A 24,769-nucleotide genomic window follows, 5' to 3' on the forward strand; every position below is an offset into this window, starting at 1 on the left:
AATCAACAACTTACCCCTGTATATTCCCAACCCAAAATGAAGCCACACCTTCACTAATCCGTCAGTTCCTCATTCACACCAAACAGAGCACTCGTTATTGCGGTCAATATTATATAGCTCAGCTGAAGCGCATGCTCCGTATGCCGAACCGTCCAAGAATATGACTCTGTCTCCAGAGTCCCATCCCATGCAATAAGTTTTCGCTTCAAAAACCTCTCCATTGATTATGAATTTCTCATCGTTATAGGCATTACCAATTGAATAAACACTTGGTTTTGAGCATCGCCTGGGCGCTCTAAGCAATTCGACATCAAATGGTTCTTTACCCTCAATAACCAGTTTTCCGCGTGACCTGCTTCCCATGATCAGCAGACTATCTTTCGCGTAGCCGATGTATCCGATATATCCGTATCCTTTTTTTCTTAAAATTGAACCATCCCTCAATTCAAAGTAATCGCCATCTCGATCAGATATTTTTGATTTACATACTTGAGTATTTTTTCTGACTATCCGACGCGGAGGTTCCATCCCAGAACCCTCCTTAAACTGAATGATAAGTTGCATCAGTTCATCTTGACTGTAATTCTCAAAGGCGCTGCTCGCTAAACACACGTCCACAATCAGAACGTAGCCCTGATCGCATTCACCATCGATATTCGTATTCTTTATTGGATCCGAGTGAACAGATAGAGAAACAAGCCCGAAGAAGAGAGCTGGCAGCAATAATATATTCCTTAGTCCCATTTGCACTCCTAGAGGCGAAGGTCGCCACAGAAACTTGCCGCTTGAATGCTTGCTAGCACCTTTCCGATAGCCAATACGAAGCGTTATCGACACGTCGATCGCTACTGAAAATTACGATACTCCCAGCTCGGCTCCACGCTTGTATGCACACAAACCGACTTAAGGCCTACTGCAATCGCAGGCCCCGCAGACGCATTTAATCCACCCACATTCTGAACAAGTCTCCTGCTTTGTATTGCTTATTGGCAACTTGCAAGAAAAGCAATACGTATCACGCGCCCCCCTTTTTCCGACAATCCGCCGAATGCCCGCCGCTTTTTCCTGAGCGAAATTCTGGCGTACCTTTTCAGCCTGTTCTCTCTTTCTTCTCTGGCGATAATACTCTTTCTCTTCAACAATCCAGGAGAAGTTAGCACCATCCTTCCACTTGCGGTAAGCATCGATCGCGGGCGCACGATGTTTTTCCTTCGCCGAACTAAAGTAGCCCCTTGCGCTTCGATCATATTTTCCGATTTCTTGCGATTCGACTTCCCACAAGAATACATGAGGACAATCCTTCAGCTGAATAGAAGGATCGAATACGACAATTCCCCCCTCATATTCCCCAACCCATAGACTCACATTCTCTTCCAATTCTGTACCCCCGCTGGCTACCACATAAAAGCCTCACCAATTCGGTCAAGCTATATCATTCTGATCCCCTAAACCCCCACCTATTGTTAGCTGCTAAGGCTTATCGAAAAGCAAGTCGTTTTAGTGGGGCGTGATATTGATCAATCAAGGAGTAAATAGGATCCGCCCCATGAAAAAATGATTCGGAATCAACTCCATGCTCAGTTGTTAGTTTTGCCTCTCGACGGACCGTAGAAATGGCGCCTTTTCCTACCTGCCTTTTCCACCCCGGAAAGCCAATCTGGGCAATCTTCTGAAGGGATGTGTCCTTAGGACCAAAGCCAAATTTTCTTTTTGACTTAATTTTGCAAACATCGATAAAGTTTTTATGCGGATTATCAAGGCAAAATCCGTAATCTCTTAGCCTCTGGTCCAGTTCCTGGTAAGTAATCGTGTAGTACCGGTTATCCCTCTTTCTTGAGTTCTTTCTAATGAAGTCTGCAATCCAAATAATTTCAGGGTCATTGGAACGGCGTCCTGAAGACTTCTTTACGCGACGCTTCTTTAGATTATTCTCAGCAATATCAACGACAAAATTCTCTAGTGGGCGCTGCTTAATAGTGGGCGATCGGTTAATCCTGGCCAGAAAATACAAAAGTACCAGCAAACCTGTTCGTTTATTTGCATCGTGGAATGGGTGGTCCTTCACCAAACCATAAACAAGTGTGGCGCATCTTTCGAAAGGATCCTTCCACTTGTCATTGCCGTCAAAAGATACAAATTGCCGGTAAACAGCTGAATGGAGCAGATTTGGATCTCGAGGCCCCACACCACCAATGCCTCTACCCTCAGAATAGAAGTGATCAACAATGAGGAAGTGGGCCCTCAACACATCAAGCATCCCAATTGTGTCTTTGGATGCGTACGGGTCCGATTCACCAAAATGTCTACACCACCGCTCGAACTCCGACTTAACAGCAGAATTTATGAGAATTATTTCCAAAAATATCTCTCCGAAGTCGACTCAGACATTCAACACGTGTTAACTCGCTACAATCAAAAATGCACGAATATTTTGGGAATATTGTTTCCCCAGAGTCTGGAGAACTACTGGCGCAAAAGAAAGTAGCAAGAGCTGAAATACCGGAAGCCTCAATCTGGCGAATCCAGAGGTGTCGAGATCTGTATGGAAATTCGAACACCTGCAGAAATGAACCGGTACCCACGGTCGATCGCGTGTTGGAAATATTATTTTTCCAAAATATTTCCAACATATTGCCAACGAAAAAAGGGCGCCCAAAAAGGCGCCCTTAACTCATTGTTATTGCTGAGGAATTTGGTCGGGGTGAGAGGATTTGAACCTCCGACCACCTGCACCCCATGCAGGTGCGCTACCAGGCTGCGCTACACCCCGAATTGTTGAATCGCCCGCGTTCGCGGGAGGCGCATGATAACCCGACCCGGCGTGGCCGGACCAGTCTCGAAACGCCTGGAAATTACTTCTTGAGGAGGTGCAGAACTTCTTCCAGTTCGACGCGCAGCTGCTTGATGATCTGCTGGCTCTGCTGGGTGTCCTGCTTGGCGTTGTCGCCGGACAGCTGCTGGCGGGCACCGGTGATGGTGAAGCCCTGATCGTACAGCAGGCTGCGGATCTGGCGAATCACGATCACGTCATGGCGCTGGTAGTAGCGGCGGTTGCCGCGGCGCTTGACGGGTTTCAGCTGGGGAAATTCCTGCTCCCAGTAACGCAAGACGTGAGGCTTGACGGCGCAGAGCTCCGAGACCTCACCGATGGTGAAGTACTTTTTGCCCGGGATGGCGGGAAGTTCGCTGTTATTCCCCGCTTCCAGCATATGCCTCTACCCTCGCCTTGAGTTTCTGACCGGGACGGAAAGTCACCACACGGCGGGCCGTAATGGGTATTTCTTCACCAGTCTTGGGATTGCGGCCAGGCCGCTGGTTCTTGTCGCGCAGGTCGAAGTTGCCAAAGCCGGAAAGCTTGATCTGCCGTCCATCGCCCAAGGCATTGCGGATTTCCTCAAAGAACAGGTCTACCAGTTCCTTGGCTTCCCGCTTGTTGAGGCCCAGTTCCTCGAACAGGGCTTCTGCCATTTCAGCTTTGGTAAGCGCCATTCCGTGATCTCTGTGTTAACCCACGGTCTGATGGCTAATCGCGGACCTTGGCACCCAGTTCTTGCTGGAGCCTGTCACGGATTCGGGCCATCGCCTGCTCAATCTCTTCGTCATTAAGAGTGCGCGAAGAATCCTGTAAAATCAAGCTCAAAGCGATACTTTTTAGACCGGAATCTATTCGGTCGCCACGATATATGTCAAACATGCGGATGTCCTGCAAAAGCTGGGGTTCCGCGGCTTTGACGACCTCGATCAGCTGGTTTGCCGGCACGTTTTCGTCCACCAGCAAGGCCAGGTCGCGGCTGATGGCCGGGAACCTGGAGATGGGGGCCTTCTTCGGTGCCCGGGTTGCCAACAGCGGCGCCAGTCGCATCTCGAAAACGATCGCGCCCTGGCTCAGGCCCAGCTTGCCCACCAGTTGTGGGTGCAGGACGCCCATCCAGCCAATTTCTTCACCGTCCTTAAGTAATCTCGCTGTCTGGCCGGGATGAAGGCCGGGATGCTCCCCTGCTTCGGCCTTGAGCTCGCCACCCCCCAATCCGACCAGGGCAGCCACGTCATTCTTGAGATCGGCGAAGTCGACTGCACGCTCGGGCATGCCCCACTGCAGCGGCCATTGGTTGCCGGAGACCAGACCGGAGATAACATTTTCCTGAATGGTTTCATTGGCTTGCGATATAAACCTCATGCCGGTTTCGAAGATGCGAACCCGTGATTGTTGGCGATTGAGGTTATATTCCAGCGCCTTGACGAGACCGGCCCATAGGTTGCGGCGCATGTGCGTCAGGTCGGCCGTGATCGGGTTCGCCAGCGGGATACCCGCCTCGCCGGACAAGGCCTCCTGGAGCTCGGCAGCCACAAAGCTGTAGGTAATGACTTCCTGGTAGCCCCGCTGGACCAGCACGTCCTTCAAGCGGGTCAGGCTGACCTCGCTTTCTGGCGCCGGGACCATCGGCTGCTGGCTCGGATACTGCACGGGTGCGATGTGGTCGTAGCCATGGATCCGCCCCACTTCCTCGACCAGGTCTTCCTCGATCTCGATATCGAATCGATGACTCGGCGCCTGGACTTCCCAGCCGGCATCAACCGCCTTCGGCGGCATCCGGAGTGCGGTGAGAATGCGTTCGACCTCGGCATCCGGAATGTCGATGCCCAGCAAGCTTGCCAGCCGCGCCTTTCGAAGCGTGATGCTGTTGCGCGCGGGGCGGGTTTTCGACTCGAAACCGCTGACCGGGCCCGGCTGGCCACCGGCAATGTCCATCAGCAAGCGCGTGGCGCGCTCGATGGCACGCAATTGCCCGGAAGGATCGACACCGCGTTCGAAGCGATAGCCCGCGTCCGTGTGCATGCCCAGGCGACGCGGACGGCCGTTGATGGTCGAGTTGTCGAAATAGGCGCATTCCAGGTAGATGTCGGCGGTGTCGTCCTGCACCCCAGAATCCTTGCCACCCATGATCCCGGCAATGCCCAGCAGCTGCTTGCCATCGGGACCTTTGGCAATCACCAGGACGTCATCGGATAGCTCCTTTTCCTCGCCATCGAGCAGCACCAGCTTTTCGCCCTGCCTGGCGAAACGAACGACAATGCCGCCGTCGACTTCTCGCAGGTCGTAACCATGCATGGGCTGGCCCAGTTCGATCATCACGTATTGCGTCACGTCGACCACCGGGCTGATGGGACGGATGCCGGCACGACGCAGGCGTTCCTGCATCCACAACGGCGTCTCGGCGTTCGGATCGATGCCCTTGATGACACGGCCGAGGAAGGTCGGGCACGCTGCCTCGTCCTTCACGACCACCGGCAGGGTGTCATCGATCTCCGCTTCCACTTCCTCGTTCACCGGCACTTCGGCCTCGCCCTCGACCAGCGCCGCCACATCACGTGCGACGCCGAGCATGCCCAGGCAGTCCCCACGGTTCGGGGTGATCTCGATTTCGATGACGTGATCATCACCGCCAAGGAACTCGGTCAGCGGCTTGCCCAGCGGTGCATCGCTTGGCAGGTCCATCAAGCCTGCGTGGTCTTCCGAAAGCCCCAGTTCGCGCGCCGAGCACAGCATGCCCGACGACTCGACGCCACGCAGCTTGGCTTTCTTGATCTTCGTGCCATCCGGAAGCTTGGATCCTGGCAGGATGACCGGCGCTTTCATGCCAGCCCGGGCATTCGGCGCACCACAGACGATCTGGTGCTCGTCCTTGCCGTCGGTCGTGACCTTGCAGACCTTCAGCTTGTCGGCATCCGGGTGCTTCTCGCAGGAGAGCACTTCACCGATGACGATACCGTCCAGCACCGGCACCGCCGGGTCCACTGCGGCCACTTCGAGGCCAGCCAGGCTCAGCCGTTCGGCGAGCTCCGCCGGGCTGTCCTGGACCTTCACGATTTCCTGCAACCATTGGTAACTGACTTTCATTTCACATCCACTTACTTGAACTGGCGCAGGAAGCGCAGGTCGTTGTCGTAATTTAGGCGTATGTCATCGATGCCATAGCGCAGCATGCCCAGGCGCTCGATGCCGATACCGAAGGCCCAGCCGGTGTATTCCTCGGGATCGATGTTGCAGGACTCCAGCACGTTCGGGTGCACCATGCCGCAGCCCAGGATTTCGATCCAGCCCGTCTGCTTGCAGATACGGCAACCCTTGCCTTCACAGAACAGGCAGGAGATGTCGACTTCGGCACCGGGTTCGACAAAGGGGAAATACGAGGGACGGAAGCGCAGCTTCAGGTCCTGCTCGAAGAAATTCTGCAGGAAGGTCGTGAGGATGCCGCGCAGGTGTGCCATGGACACGCCCTTGTCGACCAGCAAGCCTTCGACCTGGTGGAACATCGGCGTATGCGTGACATCGTAGTCGTGGCGGAAGGTGCGACCCGGTGCGATGACACGAATCGGCGCACCCTGCTTCAGCATGGCGCGAATCTGTACCGGCGAGGTATGGGTACGCAGCAGGCGGCCATCTTCCAGGTAGAAGGTGTCCATGTCGGCGCGCGCCGGATGATCCGGCTTGAAATTCAGGGCATCGAAGTTGTGGAACTCGTCTTCGATCTCGGGACCGGTCTCGATACCGAAGCCCATGCTGCGGAAGAGCTCGTTGATGCGCTCGGTGATTCGCGTCACCGGATGCAGGCCACCCGGCTCGTGACCGCGACCCGGCAAGGTGACGTCGATGGTCTCGGCAGCCAGCTTCTCGGCCAGCGCGGCATCGGCCAGCACCTGCTTGCGCGTCTCGATCTTCTCTGCGACCTCGCGCTTGACCTCGTTGATCTTCTGGCCCGCTTCACGGCGTTCTTCCGCCGGCAGCTTGCCCAGCGACTTCAACTGCTCCGTGATGCTGCCCTTCTTGCCGAGGTAGGCCACGCGAATGTCATCCAATGCGCGCAGATCGGCTGCCGCGTCGATCGCAGCAGTGGCTTCCTGGCTCAGCTTCTCCAGTTCCTGCACTGGCTTGCTCTCCCTGGCATCACTTGCCGCGAGTCATGCCGCGGGTCGCAATGCGCCAATCAAAAAAACAAAAAGGGGAAAGACGCAGGCCTTTCCCCTCTCGCAAACGCTAGTGTTCCAGACCGATGTGCATCGGCAGAAACTTGTTCGCACTTACTGCAGGCTGGCCTGTGCCTTCTCGACCAGCTTGCTGAAGCCAGCCTTGTCGAACACGGCGATGTCAGCGAGGGCCTTGCGGTCCAGCTGGACATCGGCCTTCTTCAGACCATTCATGAAGCGGCTGTAGGACATGCCGTTCACGCGTGCTGCTGCGTTGATGCGCGCAATCCACAGACGGCGGAAAGTACGCTTCTTGTTGCGGCGGTCACGGTAGGCATACTGGCCTGCCTTGATCACTGCCTGCTTGGCAACACGGAACACCTTGCGGCGTGCGTTGTAATAACCCTTGGCCTTGCGCAGCACCTTGTTGTGGCGCGCCCGGGCAATGGTTCCTCTTTTTACTCGTGCCATGGTTCTCTACTCCCCTTACGCGTAAGGCAACATCTGCTTGACGGACTTCACATCCTGCTCGGCGATCATTTCGCCGGAACGCAGCTGACGTTTCCGCTTGGCAGACTTCTTGGTGAGAATATGACGACGATGCGACTGACCGCGCTTGAAGCCCTTGGCCGTAGCCTTGAAGCGCTTCGCGGCTCCGCGGTTGGTTTTCAACTTTGGCATAACAAACTCCGCATTTCGTTATCTTCATCTTCATCCCCGGTCCGCATACGGTGGGCGGATACGAGGCGCTAAATGATCAGTTAAAGTCTGATCAGGACTGCTTCTTCTTCGGCGCGAGCATCATCACCATCTGACGACCCTCGAGCTTCGGAAACTGCTCTACCTGCGAGATCTCGGCGAGATCGTCGCGGATGCGTTCCAGCAACTTGCGACCCAGGTCCTGGTGCAGCATCTCTCGGCCGCGGAAGCGCAAGGTCACTTTCGCCTTGTCGCCCTCTTCCAGGAATCGGATCAGGTTGCGCAACTTGACCTGGTAATCACCTTCCTCGGTGCCCGGTCGGAATTTCACTTCCTTCAGTTGGGTCTGGACCTGCTTTTTCTTCGCTGCCTGTGCTTTCTTCTTCTGTTCGAAGAGGTACTTGCCATAGTCCATGATGCGACATACGGGCGGTTCGGCATTCGGTGAAACTTCAACGAGGTCGAGACCGTCTTCGGCCGCCTTCTCGAGAGCATCGCGGAGCACCATCACTCCAAGCTGTTCCCCTTCGGCATCAATGACACGTACCTGGGACACACGAATTTCATCGTTGCGTCGTGCACGTTTTTCAGTAGCGATATTTCAGTCCTCCAACTTAGAGCGGCCGCGGCTCGCGATTTCGGTTGCAAGCTTCTCGGCAAAATCCGAGAGGGGCATCGAGCCCAGATCCTTGCCACCACGCGTGCGCACGGCCACCGTACGATTTTCGACTTCGCGGTCCCCGATCACCACAAGGTACGGGACCTTCTGCAAAGTATGCTCGCGGATTTTAAAGCCGATCTTCTCGTTTCTCAAGTCACTTTTGGCCCGAACCCCCTGATTTTGCAGGGTTTCCGCGATTTCGGTGACAAATTCGTCCTGACGGTCGGTAATACTGAGGACCGCGACCTGCTGCGGAGCCAGCCACAGGGGCAGGTTACCGGCGTGATGCTCGATCAAAATACCGATAAATCGCTCCAGCGAGCCCAGAATGGCGCGGTGCAACATGACCGGCACCTGCTTGGAGCCGTCCTCGGCCACGTAGGTGGCGCCGAGGCGCTGCGGCATGGAGAAATCCAGCTGCAACGTGCCCAGCTGCCAGTGGCGGCCGATGGAATCGCGCAGCACGAACTCGTATTTCGGGCCGTAGAAGGCGCCCTCGCCCGGCTGTACGTCGTAATCCAGGCCCTGCTTCTTCAGCACGTCCTCAAGCACCTTCTCGGCCTTGTCCCAGATCTCGTCCGAGCCGACACGCTGCTCCGGACGGGTCGAGAGCTTGACGATCACGTCGCTGAAGCCGAAATCCTCGTACACCGAATTCAGCAGCTCGATGAACGACGCGGCTTCCGACTCGATCTGGTCCTCGGTGCAGAAGATATGGGCATCGTCCTGGACGAAATTGCGCACCCGCATCAGGCCGTGCAACGTGCCCGAGGGTTCGTTGCGGTGGCAGGAACCGAATTCCGCCATCCTGAGCGGCAGGTCGCGATAGCTGTGCAGCTTCTGGTTGTAGATCTGCAGATGGCCCGGGCAGTTCATCGGCTTGACCGCGTACTCGCGGTTTTCCGAGGCCGTGTAGAACATGTCATCGCCGAACTTGTCCCAGTGACCGGACTTCTCCCACAGGGAGCGGTCCATGATCTGCGGCGTGTTCACTTCCTGGTAGCCCGCATGCCAGAGACGATTGCGGATGTAATCGCGGATCACCGTGTTGATGGTCCAGCCGTTGTTGTGCCAGAACACCATGCCCGGTGATTCTTCCTGCGTGTGAAAGAGATCGAGAATCTTCGCGAAGCGGCGATGATCGCGCTTCTCGGCTTCTTCGAGGCGGTGCAGGTATTCCTTCAGCTCGTCCTTTTTCGCCCAGGCCGTGCCGTAAATTCGCTGCAACATCTCGTTGTTCGAGTCGCCGCGCCAGTAGGCACCCGCCAGCTTCATCAGCTTGAAGGCCTTCAGCTTGCCGGTACTCGGCACATGCGGGCCACGGCAGAGATCCATCCACGCGTCGTCGCCCTCGCCCTGCTTGTAGATCGAGATTTCCTCGCCTTCCGGCAGGTCGCGAATGATCTCGGCCTTGTATTTCTCGCCGATCGATTCGAAATGCTTCGCTGCCTCGTCGCGGTCCCAGACTTCGCGGCTGACCGGCAGGTTCCTTTTCGAGAGCTCCTTCATCTTCTTTTCGATCTTGGCAAGGTCCTCCGGCGTGAAGGACTCGTCACGAGCGAAGTCGTAATAGAAGCCGTTCTCGATCACCGGGCCGATGGTGACCTGCGCATCCGGGTACAGCTCCTGCACCGCCTGGGCGAGCAGATGCGCGGTCGAGTGACGGATGACCTCGAGGCCTTCCTCGTCGCGCTCGGTGATGATGGCAAGTTCCGCATCCTTGTCGATCACATGGGAGGTGTCGACCAGCTCGCCGTCAACCTTGCCGGCCAGCGCGGCTTTCGCCAGGCCAGGACCGATATCGGCAGCGACATCATGTACGGAAACGGGATTATCGAAGGAACGGACGGAACCGTCGGGAAGCGTGATATTCATTGCTGTCTCCTTGGTGGCCGCTACGAATCGGCCAGGTTTTACCCGGATCGAAGCCTGTCGATCCGCCTGTATTGCCGACCGTTTTCAACGGCCGGAAACGAACAAGGCACCGTAGACGGTGCCTTGCTTGAATTCTGGTAGGCGCGATTGGATTCGAACCAACGACCCCCACCATGTCAAGGTGGTGCTCTAACCAACTGAGCTACGCGCCTGAAGAGGTTGCGAACAATACCGGAAGACCCGGGCCTGCGCAAGACTTTCGGGCGCCAAAAAGCCCCCCTGTCAGCGCGCCTGCTGCTGCCCCAGCAGGACCGCTTCCTTCATCTTCTCCAGCTCGTCGCGCAGGGCCGCGGCCTCCTCGAATTCGAGGTTGCGGGCATGCTCGTACATCTGCTGCTCGGTGGCCTTGAGCTTCCTGACCAGTTCGTTCTGCGGCATGGCCACGTACTCGTTGGCCTCCTCCGCCACCTTTTGCAGGGACCGCTTGTGAATCGGCGCATCGGGCCGGGCACCTTCCATGACATTGGCAATGGCCTTCTTGATGCCCTGCGGGGTGATGTTGTGTTCCTTGTTGTGGGCCAGCTGCTTCTCCCGGCGCCGTGCCGTCTCGGCCAGTGCCCGCTCCATGGAACCGGTTTTCTGCTCTGCATAGAGGATTGCGCGGCCATTCAGGTTGCGCGCTGCACGACCAATGGTCTGGATCAGGGCGCCTTCCGAACGCAGGAAGCCTTCCTTGTCGGCATCGAGAATGGCCACCAGCGATACCTCGGGCAGGTCCAGGCCCTCGCGCAGCAGGTTGATGCCGACCAGCACGTCGAAGGTACCGAGCCGAAGGTCACGAATGATCTCCATGCGCTCGACGGTGTCGATGTCGGAATGCAGGTAACGCACCTTGACGCCGTGTTCGGCCAGGTACTCGCTCAGATCCTCGGCCATGCGCTTGGTCAGCGTCGTCACCAGCACGCGCTCGCCCTTGTCGACACGCTTCTTCGCCTCGGAGAGCAGGTCATCGACCTGGGTGCGCGCCGAGCGGATTTCGACCTCCGGATCGATCAGGCCGGTCGGGCGAACCACCTGCTCGACGGTGTTGTCCGAATGCTGCTTTTCGTAAGGACCCGGTGTTGCCGACACGTAGATGGCCTGCGGCGCCAGCCGCTCCCACTCGTCGAAGCGCAATGGCCGGTTGTCGAGTGCCGATGGCAGGCGAAAGCCGTATTCGACCAGGGTTTCCTTGCGCGAGCGATCGCCCTTGTACATGCCGCCGATCTGCGGAATCGACACGTGCGATTCGTCGACGACCAGCAAGGCATCGTCTGGCAGGTATTCATACAGCGTCGGCGGCGGCTGCCCGGCGTCGCGCCCGCTGAGATAGCGGGAGTAGTTCTCGATGCCCTGGCAGTAGCCGAGCTCCAGCATCATCTCGATATCGAACTGGGTGCGCTGTTCAAGGCGCTGCGCTTCCACCAGCTTCTGGTTGTTGCGCAGCTGTTCCAGGCGCTCCTTCAGTTCGACCTTGATCTTCTCGACGGCCGCCAGCAGTTTCTCGCGTGGCGTCACGTAATGGCTGGTCGGAAATATGGTCAGGCGCGGCACCGTCCGGTCAACCTCGCCGGTCAGGGGATCGAAATAGGAAAGCCGCTCGATCTCGTCATCGAACAACTCGATGCGAATCGCCTGCTTTTCGTTTTCGGCCGGCATCACATCGATGACTTCGCCCTTGACGCGATACGTGCCCGGCGCAAGCTCGAATTCGTTGCGCTTGTACTGCAGGATCGCCAGTCGCTTGAGGAGATCACGCTGGTTGATGCGATCACCCCGGTCGAGATGAATGACCATGGACAGGTAGGATTCCGGATCACCGAGGCCATAGATCGCCGAAACCGTTGCGACAATGATGGTATCGCGCCGCTGCAGCAAGGCCTTGGTTGCCGACAACCTCATCTGCTCGATGTGGTCGTTGATCGACGCGTCCTTTTCGATATAGGTGTCCGAGGACGGGACGTAGGCTTCCGGCTGGTAGTAATCGTAATAGGAAACGAAGTACTCGACGGCATTGTTCGGAAAGAACTCCTTGAACTCGCCGTACAGCTGGGCCGCAAGGGTCTTGTTGGGCGCCATCACCAGGGTGGGCCGCTGGACGCTCTCGATCACATTGGCGATGGAAAAGGTCTTGCCCGAGCCGGTCACGCCCAGCAGGGTCTGCTTTGCCAGGCCGTCCTCGATGCCCTGCAGCAGGCCCTCGATGGCTTTTGGCTGGTCGCCAGCCGGCTGGTAATCGCTGACGACTTCAAACGAATTCGACATGGTATTCCTGTAAAGAAACGGGTTTTGCCGCAACAGAACCGCGGCTGGCGTGGAGAAATCACGCCGGATTTCTTATGATACGCGACCTTGAACAGACATTCGTCACTTCATCAGCCGGAGCCCCCTATGCTTTCAGATCGCGTCCGCAAGCTCAAACCCTCGCCGACCCTCGCGGTCACCCAGCGTGCTGCCGAATTGCGCGCCGCGGGCAAGGACATCATCGGCCTGGGCGCCGGTGAGCCCGATTTCGACACGCCGGAGCACATCAAGCAGGGCGCCATCGATGCGATCAACAAGGGCGAGACGAAATACACGGCTGTCGACGGTACCGCTCGTCTCAAGGACGCCATCATTGCCAAGCTGAAGCGTGACAACCAGCTCGAGTACAAGCCCGAGCAGGTCCTGGTGTCCTGTGGCGGCAAGCAGAGCTTTTTCAATCTCTGCCAGGCGATTGTCGATCCAGGTGATGAAATCGTCATTCTGGGGCCTTACTGGGTCTCCTACCCGGCCATGGTCGAGCTCGCCGGCGGCCAGCCTGTCGTGGTCAACGCCGGTATCGACCAGGACTTCAAGGTCTCGGCCGAGCAGCTGGACGCAGCCATCACGCCGAAGACCAAGGCCGTGTTCCTGAACAGCCCCTCCAACCCGACCGGCAAGGCCTATTCGCATGCAGAACTGAAGGCCCTCGGCGAAGTGTTGAAGAAACACGAGCACGTTTTGGTCGCCACCGACGACATGTACGAACCCTTCCTCTGGACCGACGAGCCCTTTGCCAACGTGCTGATGCTCTGCCCGGCGCTGTACGACCGGACCCTGGTCATGAACGGCGTCTCCAAGGCCTACTCCATGACCGGCTGGCGCATTGGCTATGCCGCCGGCCCGGCCGAGATCATCAAGGCGATGAAGAAGGTGCAGTCGCAAAGCACCTCCAACCCGGCGTCCATCTCCCAGGCCGCCGCCGCAACGGCGCTGGAGGGCGACCTGGCCGAAGTGCACAAGATGCGCGATGCCTTCCGCGAACGGGCGGACTTCGTGATTGCCGAGCTGAACAAGATCAAGGGCCTGCGCGCGCTGCCCTCTGACGGCACCTTCTACTCCTTCCCGCACTGCGAGGAGGCGATCAAGGAACTGGGACTGGCGGATGACGTCCAGTTTGCCGAACACCTGTTGAACGAGGCGGGTGTGGCAGTGGTCCCGGGCTCGGCCTTTGGCGCGCCGGGCTATTTCCGCCTGAGCTACGCGACCAGCCAGGAGAACCTCGAAAAAGCCATGCAGCGAATCGGCGATTTGCTGGGACGGGAATAATTGCGGCAGACAGCAAAAGAGCGCCAACAGGCGGTTGACGGCTCAGGGGCGAGCCACTAGTATACCGCCCTCGCAAACGAGCTCTTTTCCCCTGTAGCTCAGTTGGTAGAGCAGCTGACTGTTAATCAGCGGGTCCCTGGTTCGAGTCCGGGCGGGGGAGCCAGATGCGAAAAGGCCGACTTCTTTGAAGTCGGCCTTTTTTGTGGTCGAGGGCAGCCCTTGTCGCCGGCCTGCAGACCAACAGGCTAGAGCGTCCTGCTGAATTCCCTGAGATAGGCAGCAAACTCGCCCTTCAAGTCCGGATGTTGCAGGGCCAGCTCCACCGTCGCTTCCAGGTAGCCGAGCTTGGATCCGCAGTCGTAACGTTTTCCCTCGAATTCGCACGCCCAGGCCTTTTCCTTGCCGAGCAGCTGCTGGATGGCATCCGTCAGCTGGATCTCGTCACCGACACCGCGCGGCGTATTGCGCAGTGATTCGAATATGCCCGGCGTGAGAATGTAGCGACCGACTATGCCCAGCTTTGACGGCGCTGCCTGCGGTTCCGGCTTCTCGACCAGGCCACTGACTTCCACCTTGCCATCGACCAGTTCACCCACGGGCTCGATCACACCGTATTTGCGGGTGTCCTCGGATTTGATCTGCTGCACCCCGAGCACGCTGCAGCCCGTCTGCCGATAGACCTCGGACATCTGCTGCAGGCAGTTGCTGCCAGACGTGTTGATGAGATCATCGGCCAGCAACACGAAGAACGGTTCATCGCCAACGACCGGCTCGGCGCAAAGCACGGCATGCCCGAGGCCCAGCGCATGCGGCTGGCGAATGAAACTGCAGGTCACATGCTCCGGCACGACATTGCGGACCAGGTCCAGCATTTCCTGCTTGCCGCGGGCTTCCAGCTCGGTCTCGAGCTCGTAAGCCCGGTCGAAATGATCGGCAATGGGCCGCTTGGTGCGACCGGTGATGAACACCAGTATCTCGGCGCCCGCTGCAACGGCTTCTTCAGCCGCGTACTGCACCAGCGGCTTGTCCACGATCGGCAGCATTTCCTTGGGAGAAACCTTGGTCGCCGGCAGGAATCGGGTACCCAGGCCCGCGACCGGCAGAACGGCTTTGCGAATCGGCTTCATGTCATGACTTCGCGTTGAGAATCTGGCGAGGAGTATAACGAATGCAGCTGTCCGCTGTGGCTGAAAGGCAAAGGAAAGCCGGGGAAAATTCCCCGGCTGTTGCACGACTGGGCGATGACCTACCTGGAGATCAGGATGTTTTCCCGGTTCTTGTCGACCAGTGCCTTGCCGATGCCTTTTACCAGGGTGAGCTCGTCGGCCGAGTTGAAGGGTCCATGTGCTTCGCGGTACGCGACGATGGCTTCGGCCTTCACATCGCCGACCCCGACAAGCGCCTCGGCCAGCTCGGCAGCAGACGCAGTGTTGATATCAACCTCGCCGGCCATCGCCAGCGGCGCAAAGGCCAGCATGATCAGCAGCGTGATGCGTTTTATCAGGTTCATGTTATTTCCTTTCCTTGGATTGTTACGGGCCAGGCCCGGCGGATCGGTTGATCCACCGGCAAAGGAATACCAGAAAAACGGGAAATAATTCCGGACTCTGGGAAAGATCAGGCTGTCAGCTGGCGGAAACGTTCAGCTCGAGCCGCGGTCTCAGGGTTTCCCATGAGCGACAGCTCGGGCATTGCCAATAGAGGACGGAGCCGGAGTAGCCACAATTGTCGCAGCTGTATTGCAAGGAATCACCGCGCCATTCGCGTAGCAATTGCCGGATGAGGTTCTGCTCCTGGATATCCGCTGCCGTCTTCGACAGCTTCACGAAGCGTTTGACGGCCTCACGCACCCCTTCGAGACCCGGCGCCTCGGCCAGGAAGGTCTCCACTACCCGATCGAGCGCAGCCGAATGAATTCCCTTGAGACGCAATGCCGCCAGGGCGATGGCGCGCCGAGCTTCGGGGCTGCTGCGACTGACCGAATCCACCAGGGACTCGAACTGGTCGAGCTTGTTCTGGTGCTGCAGCACGGCATGGATGGCGGCAAGCTGCGTCGACGCCTGTGCCGGATCGGCCTCCAGCGCCCGCTTGTAATGGCGGATGGCATGGCGCCATTTCTGCTCCTTCTCGGCCAGCTGGGCGCTGAGCAACTGGACCCGGACGTTGCCGCGGTCGAAGGCGCCTGCCTTGCGCAGGAACCGCGCGGTACTGTTGAAATCGGCCTTCTGCAAGGCAAGCTCGGCCAGTTCGCAGTAATAATGTGCGATTTCATGACTGCGGTAGCTGCCATTTCGGCTTTCAAGATCCCGCGCGACCTGGATGGCGCGATCCCAATCCTTCTGTTGCTCGTAGATGACCAGCAATTTCTGCAGGGCCTCGGGACCCTGTTGGCGATCGCGGGTCAGCTCGGCAAACAGGCTCTCGGCGCGATCCAGCAGGCCGGCCTTCATGTAATCATCGCCCAGCGCTGCCAGTGCCTGGGTGCGATGACGGCGCGACAGGTTCGGCCTGGCAATCAGGTTCTGGTGGATCCGGATGGCGCGGTCGACCTCGCCCCTTCGCCGGAACAGGCTGCCCAGCGTGAAGTGCGTTTCGATAGTGTCGGAGTCCAGCTCTGCCATGCGAATGAACACGTCCAGCGCATCGTCCGGACGCTCGTTCAGCAGATAATTCAGGCCCTTGAAGTAGTCTCGGTTGATCCCGCCCGAGCCTGTTTCGACACGCCGCGTACGACGACGGCCCAGCCACCAGCCAGCCAGCATCGCGACCAGCAGCAGGGCGGCAACCAGGATTAGATTCTCGAGTGGCATGACTTGCCCTGTCGCGTCAGCTGTTCCGGAGCGGCAGGCTGCGCAGGTTCTTCAGCTCGGCCTCCATCGCCCGGCGCTCCTTGCGCATGCGCCGCACCTCGCCGCGGGCACGGAAAATGGCAATCACCATGACCAGCAAGCCAAGGACAAAACCGCTGGACAGGGCCAGCAACAGCACCCAGGGCAAGGGCATGGTGGTGGTACCCAAGAGGTAATCGATATCCACCGGCGTGGCATTCAGGGCCGCGAAACCGACCACGATGGCGATCAGCAACAACAGCAATAAGGCGGTAATCAGGTACTTAGGCATGGGGTCTCACGTCTGCTCCAAGGTGCAGAGATCAATCCTGACCGCTGGCCTGGCGGGCATCGGCAGCATCCAGTTCGCGCTGGAAGCCTTCATTGACCCGCTCGCGGAGGTCCTTGCCAGGCTTGAAATGTGGCACGTACTTGCCCGACAGCGCGACCGCCTCACCGGTCTTGGGGTTGCGCCCCATGCGCGGTGGCCGGAAATGCAGCGAAAAGCTGCCGAAGCCGCGGATTTCAATCCTGCGCCCATCAGCCAGTGAATTGCTCATCTGCTCGAGCATTGATTTCACAGCCAATTCGACGTCCTTGGCCGGCAGGTGCGACTGCTTGCGGGCCAGGATTTCGATGAGTTCGGACTTTGTCATTATTATGGTTCCTGCCAGATTTTTCTTTGCGAATTGGGCACTTACGCAAAGTAAATCAGAAAAAAGGCGACTGTTCCAGTAGAACAGCCGCCTTTTCAACGACTTAAGCCAATTTTCAGCCTTTTCAGTCCTTGTTCATCTGCTCCTTGAGCAGATCACCCAGGCTGGTACCGGCAGATTCGTCGGCCTTGGCGTAGTTCGCCACGGCCTGCTGCTCTTCCTGGTACTCCTTGGCCTTGATGGACAGGCTGATGGAGCGATTCTTGCGATCCACACCGATGATGCGGGACTCGACTTCCTCGCCTTCCTTGAGGACCTTGGAGGCGTCTTCGACGCGCTCGCGGGCCAGCTCGGAAGCACGCAGGTAGCCTTCGATGCCGTTGCCGAGATCGATGCGGGCGCCCTTGGCGTCCACTTCCAGCACCGGACCGGTGACCAGCGAACCCTTCGGGTGCTCGCCCAGGAACAGGGAGAACGGATCCTGGTCCAGCTGCTTCACGCCGAGAGAAATGCGCTCACGCTCCGGATCGACCGACAGTACGACCGCTTCCACTTCGTCGCCCTTCTTGAAGTTGCGCACGGCTTCGTCGCCGACCGCATCCCAGGCGATGTCCGAGAGGTGAACCAGGCCGTCGATGCCGCCGTCGAGGCCGACAAAGATGCCGAAATCGGTGATCGACTTGATCTTGCCCGAAATCTTGTCGCCCTTGCCGTGGGTCGCAGCAAACTCGTCCCAGGGGTTCGGCACGCACTGCTTCATGCCAAGGCTGATGCGGCGACGTTCTTCGTCGATATCCAGCACCATGACTTCGACTTCGTCGCCAATCTGGACGACCTTGCCCGGGTTGACGTTCTTGTTGGTCCAGTCCATTTCGGAGACGTGCACCAGGCCCTCGACGCCTTCTTCGATCTCGACGAAGGAACCGTAGTCGGCCAGGTTGGTGACGCGGCCGAACATGCGGGCACCCACCGGGTAACGGCGAGCGATGCTTTCCCAGGGATCGTCACCCAGCTGCTTGAGGCCGAGCGACACGCGATTGCGCTCGCGATCGAACTTCAGCACCTTGACGTCGATCTCGTCGCCGACATTGACGACTTCGGACGGATGCTTGACGCGCTTCCACGCCATGTCGGTGATGTGCAGCAGGCCGTCGATGCCGCCGAGGTCGACGAACGCACCGTAATCGGTGAGGTTCTTGACGATACCCTTGACGACGATGCCTTCCTGCAGCTTCTCGAGCAGCTTCTCGCGCTCTTCGCTGTACTCCTCTTCCACGACGGCGCGACGCGAAACCACCACGTTGTTGCGCTTGCGGTCGAGCTTGATGACCTTGAATTCGAGTTCCTTGCCTTCCAGGTAGGCGGTGTCGCGCACCGGACGGACATCGACCAGCGAGCCCGGCAGGAATGCACGGACTTCGTCGATATCGACGGTGAAACCACCCTTGACCTTGCCGGAGATGTAGCCCTTGACGATCTCGCCGGCGTCAAACGCCTCTTCGAGACGGTTCCAGCTACGAGCACGGACCGCTTTTTCGCGCGACAGGCGCGTTTCGCCAAAGCCGTCTTCAACCGCGTCCAGCGCGACCTCGATGTCGTCACCTTCCTTGACCGACAGTTCACCGTTTTCGGTCTGGAACTGTTCGATGGGAATGACACCTTCGGACTTCAGGCCGGCGTTGACGATGACGACGTCACCGCGGATTTCCACGACCTGCGCGTTCAGCAGTGCACCAGGCTTCAGGGTTTCCTGGTTAAGGCTTTGTTCGAGAAGTTCAGCAAATGATTCAGACATTAGATGTTTACCTATGCCCCCGTGGGGCGTTTCATTGCCGCGACAACCATCCTGGTGTCCCGGGTTGCTTAAAAAAAATGGGCCCATGCATCCTGCACGGTGCCCGCTTCGTTAGCGCCCGCTTCGGTCTTGCGACGTCGGCGAACGGTCTATCGAACTGGCTGGCCGGAAACCCTTCTTCAGTCCAGTTCCGGGAAACGTTCCCGGACGGTTTCCAGCACCTGTGTCAGCACCGCTGCAATGCCGGCATCGCTGGTGTCGATCTCGATGGCATCGTCAGCGGGCCGCAGCGGCGACACTTTCCTGGAGGCATCCCGCGCGTCGCGCTCGGAAATCTCCCGGAAAAGGTCGGCGATATTAGCAGCAATTCCCTTTTCCCTCAACTGCTTATGGCGTCTTTCCGCCCTTTCCTCGGCACTCGCCGTCAGGAAGAATTTCAGGCCTGCATCGGGAAAGATCACGGTGCCCATGTCACGGCCATCCGCCACCAGTCCAGGCGGCTGGCGGAAGTCCTTTTGCAGCCCGACCAGCGCCTCGCGAACCGTCGGCATGACAGCAACCTTGGACGCCTTGTTGCCGGTCGTCTCGGCCCTGACTTCAGCCGTAACTTCTTCATTATCAAGGAAAATTCTCTCGCCACCGGCCTCAGTGACCGTAAAGCGGATATCGAGTTCCGGCACCAGCGCGGCGATCGCTGCCTCGTCTTCCACGCCTCGGCGCTCGGCCGCCATCGCCACCAGGCGGTACAGGGCGCCTGAATCCAGGAAGTCGAAACCGAGCTCGTCGGCGAGCAAGCGGCTGATGGTGCCCTTGCCGGAGCCGCTGGGCCCGTCAATGGTGATGACCATCGCTTGATCATTGTTTTTTTCATTAACCGTCATTCAGAAACCTCGATTTCCTTGATGTCGATGCCAAGGCTGGACAAGTCACCCCTGAAGCGAGGATAGCTTGTCGCCACATTGGCAACATTGCGGATGGTCACCGGTCCCTGCGCCACCGTCGCCGCGATGGCGAAAGCCATGGCAATGCGGTGATCCCCGAAGCTGTCCACCTCGCCGCCCTGAAGCTTCCCTCCGGTGACATCCAGCCCGTCCGCATACTCTGTGACCTCGATGCCGAGCGCTCGCAGGCCGGCCGCCATCGCGGCCAGGCGGTCACTTTCCTTGACCCGAAGCTCGGCCGCACCCCGCAAACGCGTAGTGCCCTCGGCGCAGGCAGCGGCCACCAACAGCACGGGGATTTCGTCGATGGCCAGCGCCACGTCGTCCGCATCGATATCGACCGCCCGCAGGGCCGAGGGTTCCACATCGATGTCGGCCCACCCTTCCCCGCTGCCCCTGTCGCGACGTTCCAGCTCGAACCGTGCGCCCATGCGAGTCAGGACGCGCAACAGGCCATCGCGGGTGGCATTGATGCCGACGCCCTCGAGCTGGATCGCAGCCCCCTCCTGCAGCAGCCCGAGGACCAGGAAAAAAGCCGCCGAGGACAGGTCGCCGGGCACTTCCAGACGCCCCGGGCTGTCGAGCTTCGGCACGGGCTCGAGTGCAATCACACTGCCCTGCCGTTCGAGCGGCACGCCAAAGCCCTGCAGCAGGGTCTCGGTGTGATTGCGGCTGACAGCCGGTTCGGTGATGCGCGCGTGCCGGCCCGCCGCAAGCGCCGCCAGCAACAGGGCCGATTTCACCTGTGCCGAAGCCATCGGCATGGCGTAGTCGATGTCCCGCAGCGCCTGCGAGCCCTGGATGCGCAACGGCGGTGTGCCGTCGGAATCGGTAGTGATGGCGGCACCCACAGCATTCAAGGGGTCCGCAATTCGCCGCATCGGGCGTTGCATCAAGGAGGCGTCGCCGACCAGCTCGCTGTCGAAGGGCTGTGCTGCCAGCAGGCCGGCGAGCAGGCGCATGCCAGTGCCCGAATTGCCACAATCGATGGGACCGACAGGTGCCTGCAAGCCACAGAGGCCGCGACCCTGGACCAGCCAGTCCTCACCGTCAGGACGAATATCGATGCCCAGCGCCTGCATCGCCTGCAGGGTATTCAGACAGTCCTCGCTGGCGAGCAAGCCATGGATGCGGGTCTCGCCTTCGGCCAGGGCGGCCAGGATCAGGGCGCGGTGGGATATCGACTTGTCACCGGGCACGGCCACCGAGCCTGCTGGTGGCCGGCCCGAGACGGGCTGGACGACAAAGTCAACGCGCATGTCAGCTTGCCCCTGACTTGATGTCAGCTTCCAACAATACGCCTCAAGGTACTGATAAGTCTGCGGTTTTCATCGGGAAGCCCGATGGAAATCCGCAGGTGTTCGGTCAGACCGTACGGCGCCAGGGGGCGAACAATGATGCCCTCCTCCAGCAATGCCTGGTTGATCGCCTTGGCATCACCGACCTTGACGGTCAGGAAATTGCAGACCGAGGGAATGTATTCCAACCCCATGTCGGTGTACGCCGCGGTCATCTGGGCGAGGCCCTCGCGATTCAGTTCGACGGTCTTGCGGATATGCGCCTGGTCTCCCAGTGCGGCGACGGCAGCCGCCTGCGCCAGCAGGTTCGGATTGAAGGCGAGGCGCAAGCGGTTCAGAAGGTCCGTCAGCACCGGGTTGGCCAGCGCGTAACCGACGCGCAGGCCCGCCAGGCCAAAGGCCTTGGAGAATGTCCGCAGCACGATCAGGTTGTCGTAGTCCTTCACCAGCTGCGAACCATCCGTGTAGCGCGGATCTTCGACATACTCGGTGTAGGCCTCGTCCAGCACCACGACGACATCCTTCGGCACGGCGTCGAGGAATTTCCGGAGGCTCTCGCCATCGACAAAGGTACCGGTCGGGTTGTTCGGGTTGGCGATGAACACGACGCGGGTGGTGTCGTCGACCTGCGCCAGCATCGCATCGAGGTCATGGCCGTAAGGCTGCTCGTCATGATCCGGCGGCAGGGCATCGGCAAAGCGCATCTCCGCGCCCGTCGATTTGCCGGTGATGAAGTAGATGGCAAAGGCATACTGCGACATCACGGCAGAGCGCCCGCTGTCCAGGAAGGCTCGCGAAATCAGTTCGATCAGGTGATCCGAACCCGAGCCCAGCGTGATGTGGTTCTGGCCGATGTCGTGGTAGTCGGACAGTATCCGCTTCAGGTCGAAACCGTTGCCATCCGGGTAGAGCCCGACCTGGTCAGCCAGCCTTTTCACCGCCTCGATGGCCTTCGGGCTCGCCCCCAGGGGGTTCTCGTTGGATGCCAGCTTGATGATGTCGTCGAGCCCCAGTTCGCGCTTCAGCTCGCTGATTGGCTTGCCCGCCTGGTAAGGCTGCAGGGTACGCACGCCTTCGACGCACAGGTCCAGGAATCGCTCGTCTTGCTTGCTCATTTTCTTCTACCTGTTCTTTCCGACGTTACAGGGCGCGCACGTTCAGCACGCCTTCGATACTGCTGATCCGCTCCAGCGTTTCCGACGGCACTGCCTTGTCGACATCGACCAGGGTGTAGGCCACGTCACCACGTGACTTGTTCAACAGGTCGATGATGTTCAAGCCGGCCTCTGCCAGGGCGGTGGTGATCTGACCCACCATGTTGGGCACGTTGGCATTGGCCACGGCAAGGCGGAAGCCGCCTTCAGTGCGCGGCATCTTGACCGTCGGGAAATTCACCGAGTGGCGAATGTTGCCGTTTTCCAGGAACTCTCGCAGGTTGTTGGCCACCATCACTGCGCAGTTTTCTTCCGCTTCCAGCGTGGAAGCACCGAGATGCGGCAAGGCAATGACTTTCTCGTGCTTGATCAGGCGTTCGTCCGGGAAATCGGTGACATAGGCATGCAGCTGGCCATCATCCAGCGCAGCCAGCACGGCGTCCTCGTCGACGATGCCGTCGCGCGCAAAGTTCATGATCACGCTGCCCCTGGGCATGAGGCGAATGCGCTCCGCATTGATGATGCCGCGCGTGGCATCGACCAGCGGAACGTGCACCGTCAGGAAGTTCGACCGTGCGCAGAGGTCATCGAGACTGAGCGCCTCGCCAACACTGGCGGAAAGCTCCCAGGCACGCTCGACCGTGATCTGCGGATCGAAACCCAGCACCTTCATGCCAAGCTCCTCGGCCGTGTTCGCCACCTTCACGCCGATCGCACCGAGACCGATGACGCCCAGCGTGCGGCCCGGCAATTCGAAACCCACATACTGTTTCTTGCCCTGCTCCACCGCCGTATGGATATCGGCATTCCCCTCCAGGCCTCGCGTGTAATTCCAGGCCTGGGGAATGTTGCGCGATGCCAGCAGCATGCCGGCAATCACCAGTTCCTTTACGGCATTGGCATTGGCACCCGGCGCATTGAATACCGGCACGCCAAGCGCCGTCATCCTGTCCAGCGGGATGTTGTTCACGCCTGCGCCGGCACGAGCAACAGCCTTGACCGTCTCCGGGATGTCCATGTCATGCATCTTGAACGATCGCAGGATGATTCCGTCGGGATGACCGATCTCGGAGGCGACCTCGTACTGTTCGCGAGGCAACTGGTCCAGGCCCACCGTGGCGATGTTGTTCAGCGTGAGAATCTTGAAACGCGAAGTATCAGCCATGGCTCTTCTCGAACTCCTGCATGAAGGCAATCAGGGCATCCACACCTGCTTCCGGCATGGCGTTGTAGATGGACGCGCGCATGCCACCAACGGAGCGATGACCCTTGAGGGAGGTCAGGCCCGCTTGCTCGGCTTCCTTGAGGAACACGGCATCAAGCTCGGGATCCTTCAGGGTGAACGGCAGGTTCATGCGCGAACGCACCGCGGGCGCCACCGGATTGGTGTAGAAGTCCGACGCATCGATGGCGGCATAGAGCTTCTCCGCCTTGCGGATGTTCACCTTCTCGATCGCCTCGACGCCGCCCTGCTGCTTCAACCAGTCGAACACCAGGCCCGCCAGGTACCAGGGATAGGTCGGCGGCGTGTTGAACATGGAGTCGCCGTCGGCGTGCGCGCGATAGCTGAGCATGCGCGGCAGGTTGTCAGGAAGGTTGTCGAGATGATCGTCGCGAACGATCACGACGGTGAGACCGGAAGGACCGATGTTCTTCTGCGCCCCGGCGTAGATGACGTCGTACTTCGACACGTCGATCGGACGCGACAGGATGCAGGACGACATGTCGGCGACCAGGGGCTTGCGCTTGCCATCTTTTCCGACCGGGGTCTCCGGCGGCTGCTGGAACTCCACGCCATGGATGGTTTCGTTCGGGCAGAAATGCACGAAGGCCGCATCATCACTGAACTTCCAGTCTTCCCTTGCAGGAATGTCGGTGTAGCTGCTCGCCTTGCCATCGGCCACGATATTCACTTCGCACAGATGCGCCACTTCCTTGATCGCCTTGTCGGACCAGGCACCGGTGCGGAAGAAGTCGGCCTTCTTGCCGCCCTTCAACAGATTCAAGGCCGACATGCTGTACTGCAGGGACGCGCCACCCTGCAGGAACAGGACCTTGTAGTTATCGGGAATCGCCAGCAGTTCGCGAAGGTCTGCCTCGGCCTGCTCTGCCACCGCAATGAATTCCTTGGAGCGATGACTGATCTCCATCACCGACATGCCGGTATCGCGGAAGTCCAGGAATTCATCCCTGGCCCTTTCCATGACCTCGTTCGGCAACATTGCCGGTCCGGCACTGAAGTTGTATGCGCGCTTCATGCTTGTTCCCCCTGGACTGTCGAAAACTG

At 59.0% G+C, this 24,769-nt stretch carries 24 protein-coding genes and 3 tRNA genes; 2 read left to right on the forward strand and 25 right to left on the reverse strand.

Annotated elements, in window-relative coordinates:
• Positions 1-69: 69 nt before the first annotated feature.
• From R3217_01175 to uvrB, 14 genes are all read right to left on the reverse strand, one after another.
• Positions 70-744: a hypothetical protein gene (locus R3217_01175; GenBank protein MDX1454045.1), complete on the reverse strand. Its 675-nt coding sequence runs from the start codon at positions 742-744 to the stop codon at positions 70-72.
• A gap of 159 nt (positions 745-903) precedes the next feature.
• Entirely contained in the window at positions 904-1,377 is a 474-nt protein-coding gene (locus R3217_01180) for a hypothetical protein (protein ID MDX1454046.1), read from the reverse strand.
• A gap of 100 nt (positions 1,378-1,477) precedes the next feature.
• The gene (locus tag R3217_01185) at positions 1,478-2,257 is read right to left on the reverse strand and encodes a type II toxin-antitoxin system death-on-curing family toxin (GenBank protein ID MDX1454047.1); all 780 of its coding nucleotides are present in this window, start codon (positions 2,255-2,257) and stop codon (positions 1,478-1,480) included.
• 436 nt (positions 2,258-2,693) lie between these two features.
• Positions 2,694-2,770 (reverse strand) — tRNA-Pro (locus R3217_01190).
• 82 nt (positions 2,771-2,852) lie between these two features.
• Complete coding sequence (locus tag R3217_01195) at positions 2,853-3,209, reverse strand: MerR family transcriptional regulator (protein MDX1454048.1); 357 nt, start codon at positions 3,207-3,209, stop codon at positions 2,853-2,855.
• On the reverse strand, positions 3,190-3,489 hold the full coding sequence (gene ihfA / locus R3217_01200) for an integration host factor subunit alpha (GenBank protein ID MDX1454049.1): 300 nt from the start codon (positions 3,487-3,489) through the stop codon (positions 3,190-3,192). The genes R3217_01195 and ihfA overlap by 20 nt, the downstream gene beginning before the upstream one ends.
• Before the next feature lie 34 nt (positions 3,490-3,523).
• Positions 3,524-5,899 (reverse strand): phenylalanine--tRNA ligase subunit beta, encoded by a 2,376-nt coding sequence (gene pheT, locus R3217_01205; protein ID MDX1454050.1) that lies wholly within the window; start codon positions 5,897-5,899, stop codon positions 3,524-3,526.
• An 11-nt stretch (positions 5,900-5,910) separates the two neighbouring features.
• Entirely contained in the window at positions 5,911-6,927 is a 1,017-nt protein-coding gene (pheS, locus tag R3217_01210) for a phenylalanine--tRNA ligase subunit alpha (GenBank protein MDX1454051.1), read from the reverse strand.
• A 153-nt stretch (positions 6,928-7,080) separates the two neighbouring features.
• On the reverse strand, positions 7,081-7,437 hold the full coding sequence (rplT, locus tag R3217_01215) for a 50S ribosomal protein L20 (GenBank protein MDX1454052.1): 357 nt from the start codon (positions 7,435-7,437) through the stop codon (positions 7,081-7,083).
• Positions 7,438-7,452: 15 nt separating this feature from the next.
• Positions 7,453-7,647 (reverse strand): 50S ribosomal protein L35, encoded by a 195-nt coding sequence (gene rpmI / locus R3217_01220; protein ID MDX1454053.1) that lies wholly within the window; start codon positions 7,645-7,647, stop codon positions 7,453-7,455.
• A gap of 91 nt (positions 7,648-7,738) precedes the next feature.
• The gene (gene infC, locus R3217_01225) at positions 7,739-8,263 is read right to left on the reverse strand and encodes a translation initiation factor IF-3 (GenBank protein MDX1454054.1); all 525 of its coding nucleotides are present in this window, start codon (positions 8,261-8,263) and stop codon (positions 7,739-7,741) included.
• A gap of 3 nt (positions 8,264-8,266) precedes the next feature.
• Entirely contained in the window at positions 8,267-10,201 is a 1,935-nt protein-coding gene (thrS, locus tag R3217_01230; GenBank protein MDX1454055.1) for a threonine--tRNA ligase, read from the reverse strand.
• A 135-nt stretch (positions 10,202-10,336) separates the two neighbouring features.
• Positions 10,337-10,413: transfer RNA gene (locus R3217_01235), tRNA-Val, on the reverse strand.
• 70 nt (positions 10,414-10,483) lie between these two features.
• Positions 10,484-12,505, reverse strand: coding sequence for an excinuclease ABC subunit UvrB (uvrB, locus tag R3217_01240; protein ID MDX1454056.1), 2,022 nt, complete (start codon positions 12,503-12,505; stop codon positions 10,484-10,486).
• Between the two features lie 126 nt (positions 12,506-12,631).
• Here uvrB and R3217_01245 point away from each other — a divergent pair, with 126 nt between their 5' ends.
• Positions 12,632-13,810: a pyridoxal phosphate-dependent aminotransferase gene (locus tag R3217_01245; GenBank protein MDX1454057.1), complete on the forward strand. Its 1,179-nt coding sequence runs from the start codon at positions 12,632-12,634 to the stop codon at positions 13,808-13,810.
• 87 nt (positions 13,811-13,897) lie between these two features.
• A tRNA-Asn gene (locus R3217_01250) sits at positions 13,898-13,973 on the forward strand.
• Positions 13,974-14,055: 82 nt separating this feature from the next.
• Here R3217_01250 and galU read toward each other — a convergent pair.
• The 11 genes from galU to serC form a co-directional block, all read right to left on the reverse strand.
• Positions 14,056-14,937 (reverse strand): UTP--glucose-1-phosphate uridylyltransferase GalU, encoded by an 882-nt coding sequence (gene galU / locus R3217_01255; protein MDX1454058.1) that lies wholly within the window; start codon positions 14,935-14,937, stop codon positions 14,056-14,058.
• A gap of 119 nt (positions 14,938-15,056) precedes the next feature.
• A complete protein-coding gene (locus R3217_01260) occupies positions 15,057-15,320 on the reverse strand; it encodes a helix-hairpin-helix domain-containing protein (protein MDX1454059.1) in 264 nt (87 codons plus the stop codon).
• A gap of 115 nt (positions 15,321-15,435) precedes the next feature.
• Complete coding sequence (lapB, locus tag R3217_01265; protein ID MDX1454060.1) at positions 15,436-16,620, reverse strand: lipopolysaccharide assembly protein LapB; 1,185 nt, start codon at positions 16,618-16,620, stop codon at positions 15,436-15,438.
• 16 nt (positions 16,621-16,636) lie between these two features.
• Entirely contained in the window at positions 16,637-16,930 is a 294-nt protein-coding gene (locus tag R3217_01270) for a LapA family protein (GenBank protein ID MDX1454061.1), read from the reverse strand.
• A gap of 31 nt (positions 16,931-16,961) precedes the next feature.
• Positions 16,962-17,294, reverse strand: a complete 333-nt coding sequence (locus tag R3217_01275; GenBank protein MDX1454062.1) for an integration host factor subunit beta — start codon at positions 17,292-17,294, stop codon at positions 16,962-16,964.
• Between the two features lie 124 nt (positions 17,295-17,418).
• On the reverse strand, positions 17,419-19,089 hold the full coding sequence (rpsA, locus tag R3217_01280) for a 30S ribosomal protein S1 (protein ID MDX1454063.1): 1,671 nt from the start codon (positions 19,087-19,089) through the stop codon (positions 17,419-17,421).
• Between the two features lie 179 nt (positions 19,090-19,268).
• A complete protein-coding gene (gene cmk / locus R3217_01285) occupies positions 19,269-19,937 on the reverse strand; it encodes a (d)CMP kinase (protein ID MDX1454064.1) in 669 nt (222 codons plus the stop codon).
• Between the two features lie 29 nt (positions 19,938-19,966).
• Positions 19,967-21,289, reverse strand: a complete 1,323-nt coding sequence (gene aroA, locus R3217_01290) for a 3-phosphoshikimate 1-carboxyvinyltransferase (protein MDX1454065.1) — start codon at positions 21,287-21,289, stop codon at positions 19,967-19,969.
• 23 nt (positions 21,290-21,312) lie between these two features.
• Positions 21,313-22,443, reverse strand: a complete 1,131-nt coding sequence (hisC, locus tag R3217_01295; GenBank protein MDX1454066.1) for a histidinol-phosphate transaminase — start codon at positions 22,441-22,443, stop codon at positions 21,313-21,315.
• A gap of 25 nt (positions 22,444-22,468) precedes the next feature.
• Positions 22,469-23,647, reverse strand: coding sequence for a phosphoglycerate dehydrogenase (locus R3217_01300; GenBank protein ID MDX1454067.1), 1,179 nt, complete (start codon positions 23,645-23,647; stop codon positions 22,469-22,471).
• Positions 23,640-24,740 (reverse strand): 3-phosphoserine/phosphohydroxythreonine transaminase, encoded by a 1,101-nt coding sequence (gene serC / locus R3217_01305; GenBank protein MDX1454068.1) that lies wholly within the window; start codon positions 24,738-24,740, stop codon positions 23,640-23,642. Before serC ends, R3217_01300 begins: the two co-directional genes overlap by 8 nt.
• Positions 24,741-24,769: the final 29 nt, after the last annotated feature.

Source organism: Gammaproteobacteria bacterium (genome assembly GCA_033720895.1).
Classification (GTDB): Bacteria; Pseudomonadota; Gammaproteobacteria; order Natronospirales; family JAJUFS01; genus JAWWBS01.

Coding starts and splice junctions, on each gene's coding strand:
- R3217_01175 (MDX1454045.1), bottom strand. CDS start 744: ATGGGACTAAGGAATATATTATTGCTGCCAGCTCTCTTCTTCGGGCTT.
- R3217_01185 (MDX1454047.1), bottom strand. CDS start 2,257: ATGCTTGATGTGTTGAGGGCCCACTTCCTCATTGTTGATCACTTCTAT.
- R3217_01195 (MDX1454048.1), bottom strand. CDS start 3,209: ATGCTGGAAGCGGGGAATAACAGCGAACTTCCCGCCATCCCGGGCAAA.
- ihfA (MDX1454049.1), bottom strand. CDS start 3,489: ATGGCGCTTACCAAAGCTGAAATGGCAGAAGCCCTGTTCGAGGAACTG.
- pheT (MDX1454050.1), bottom strand. CDS start 5,899: ATGAAAGTCAGTTACCAATGGTTGCAGGAAATCGTGAAGGTCCAGGAC.
- rplT (MDX1454052.1), bottom strand. CDS start 7,437: ATGGCACGAGTAAAAAGAGGAACCATTGCCCGGGCGCGCCACAACAAG.
- rpmI (MDX1454053.1), bottom strand. CDS start 7,647: ATGCCAAAGTTGAAAACCAACCGCGGAGCCGCGAAGCGCTTCAAGGCT.
- thrS (MDX1454055.1), bottom strand. CDS start 10,201: ATGAATATCACGCTTCCCGACGGTTCCGTCCGTTCCTTCGATAATCCC.
- uvrB (MDX1454056.1), bottom strand. CDS start 12,505: ATGTCGAATTCGTTTGAAGTCGTCAGCGATTACCAGCCGGCTGGCGAC.
- R3217_01245 (MDX1454057.1), top strand. CDS start 12,632: ATGCTTTCAGATCGCGTCCGCAAGCTCAAACCCTCGCCGACCCTCGCG.
- galU (MDX1454058.1), bottom strand. CDS start 14,937: ATGAAGCCGATTCGCAAAGCCGTTCTGCCGGTCGCGGGCCTGGGTACC.
- R3217_01260 (MDX1454059.1), bottom strand. CDS start 15,320: ATGAACCTGATAAAACGCATCACGCTGCTGATCATGCTGGCCTTTGCG.
- lapB (MDX1454060.1), bottom strand. CDS start 16,620: ATGCCACTCGAGAATCTAATCCTGGTTGCCGCCCTGCTGCTGGTCGCG.
- R3217_01270 (MDX1454061.1), bottom strand. CDS start 16,930: ATGCCTAAGTACCTGATTACCGCCTTATTGCTGTTGTTGCTGATCGCC.
- R3217_01275 (MDX1454062.1), bottom strand. CDS start 17,294: ATGACAAAGTCCGAACTCATCGAAATCCTGGCCCGCAAGCAGTCGCAC.
- rpsA (MDX1454063.1), bottom strand. CDS start 19,089: ATGTCTGAATCATTTGCTGAACTTCTCGAACAAAGCCTTAACCAGGAA.
- cmk (MDX1454064.1), bottom strand. CDS start 19,937: ATGGTCATCACCATTGACGGGCCCAGCGGCTCCGGCAAGGGCACCATC.
- aroA (MDX1454065.1), bottom strand. CDS start 21,289: ATGCGCGTTGACTTTGTCGTCCAGCCCGTCTCGGGCCGGCCACCAGCA.
- hisC (MDX1454066.1), bottom strand. CDS start 22,443: ATGAGCAAGCAAGACGAGCGATTCCTGGACCTGTGCGTCGAAGGCGTG.
- R3217_01300 (MDX1454067.1), bottom strand. CDS start 23,647: ATGGCTGATACTTCGCGTTTCAAGATTCTCACGCTGAACAACATCGCC.
- serC (MDX1454068.1), bottom strand. CDS start 24,740: ATGAAGCGCGCATACAACTTCAGTGCCGGACCGGCAATGTTGCCGAAC.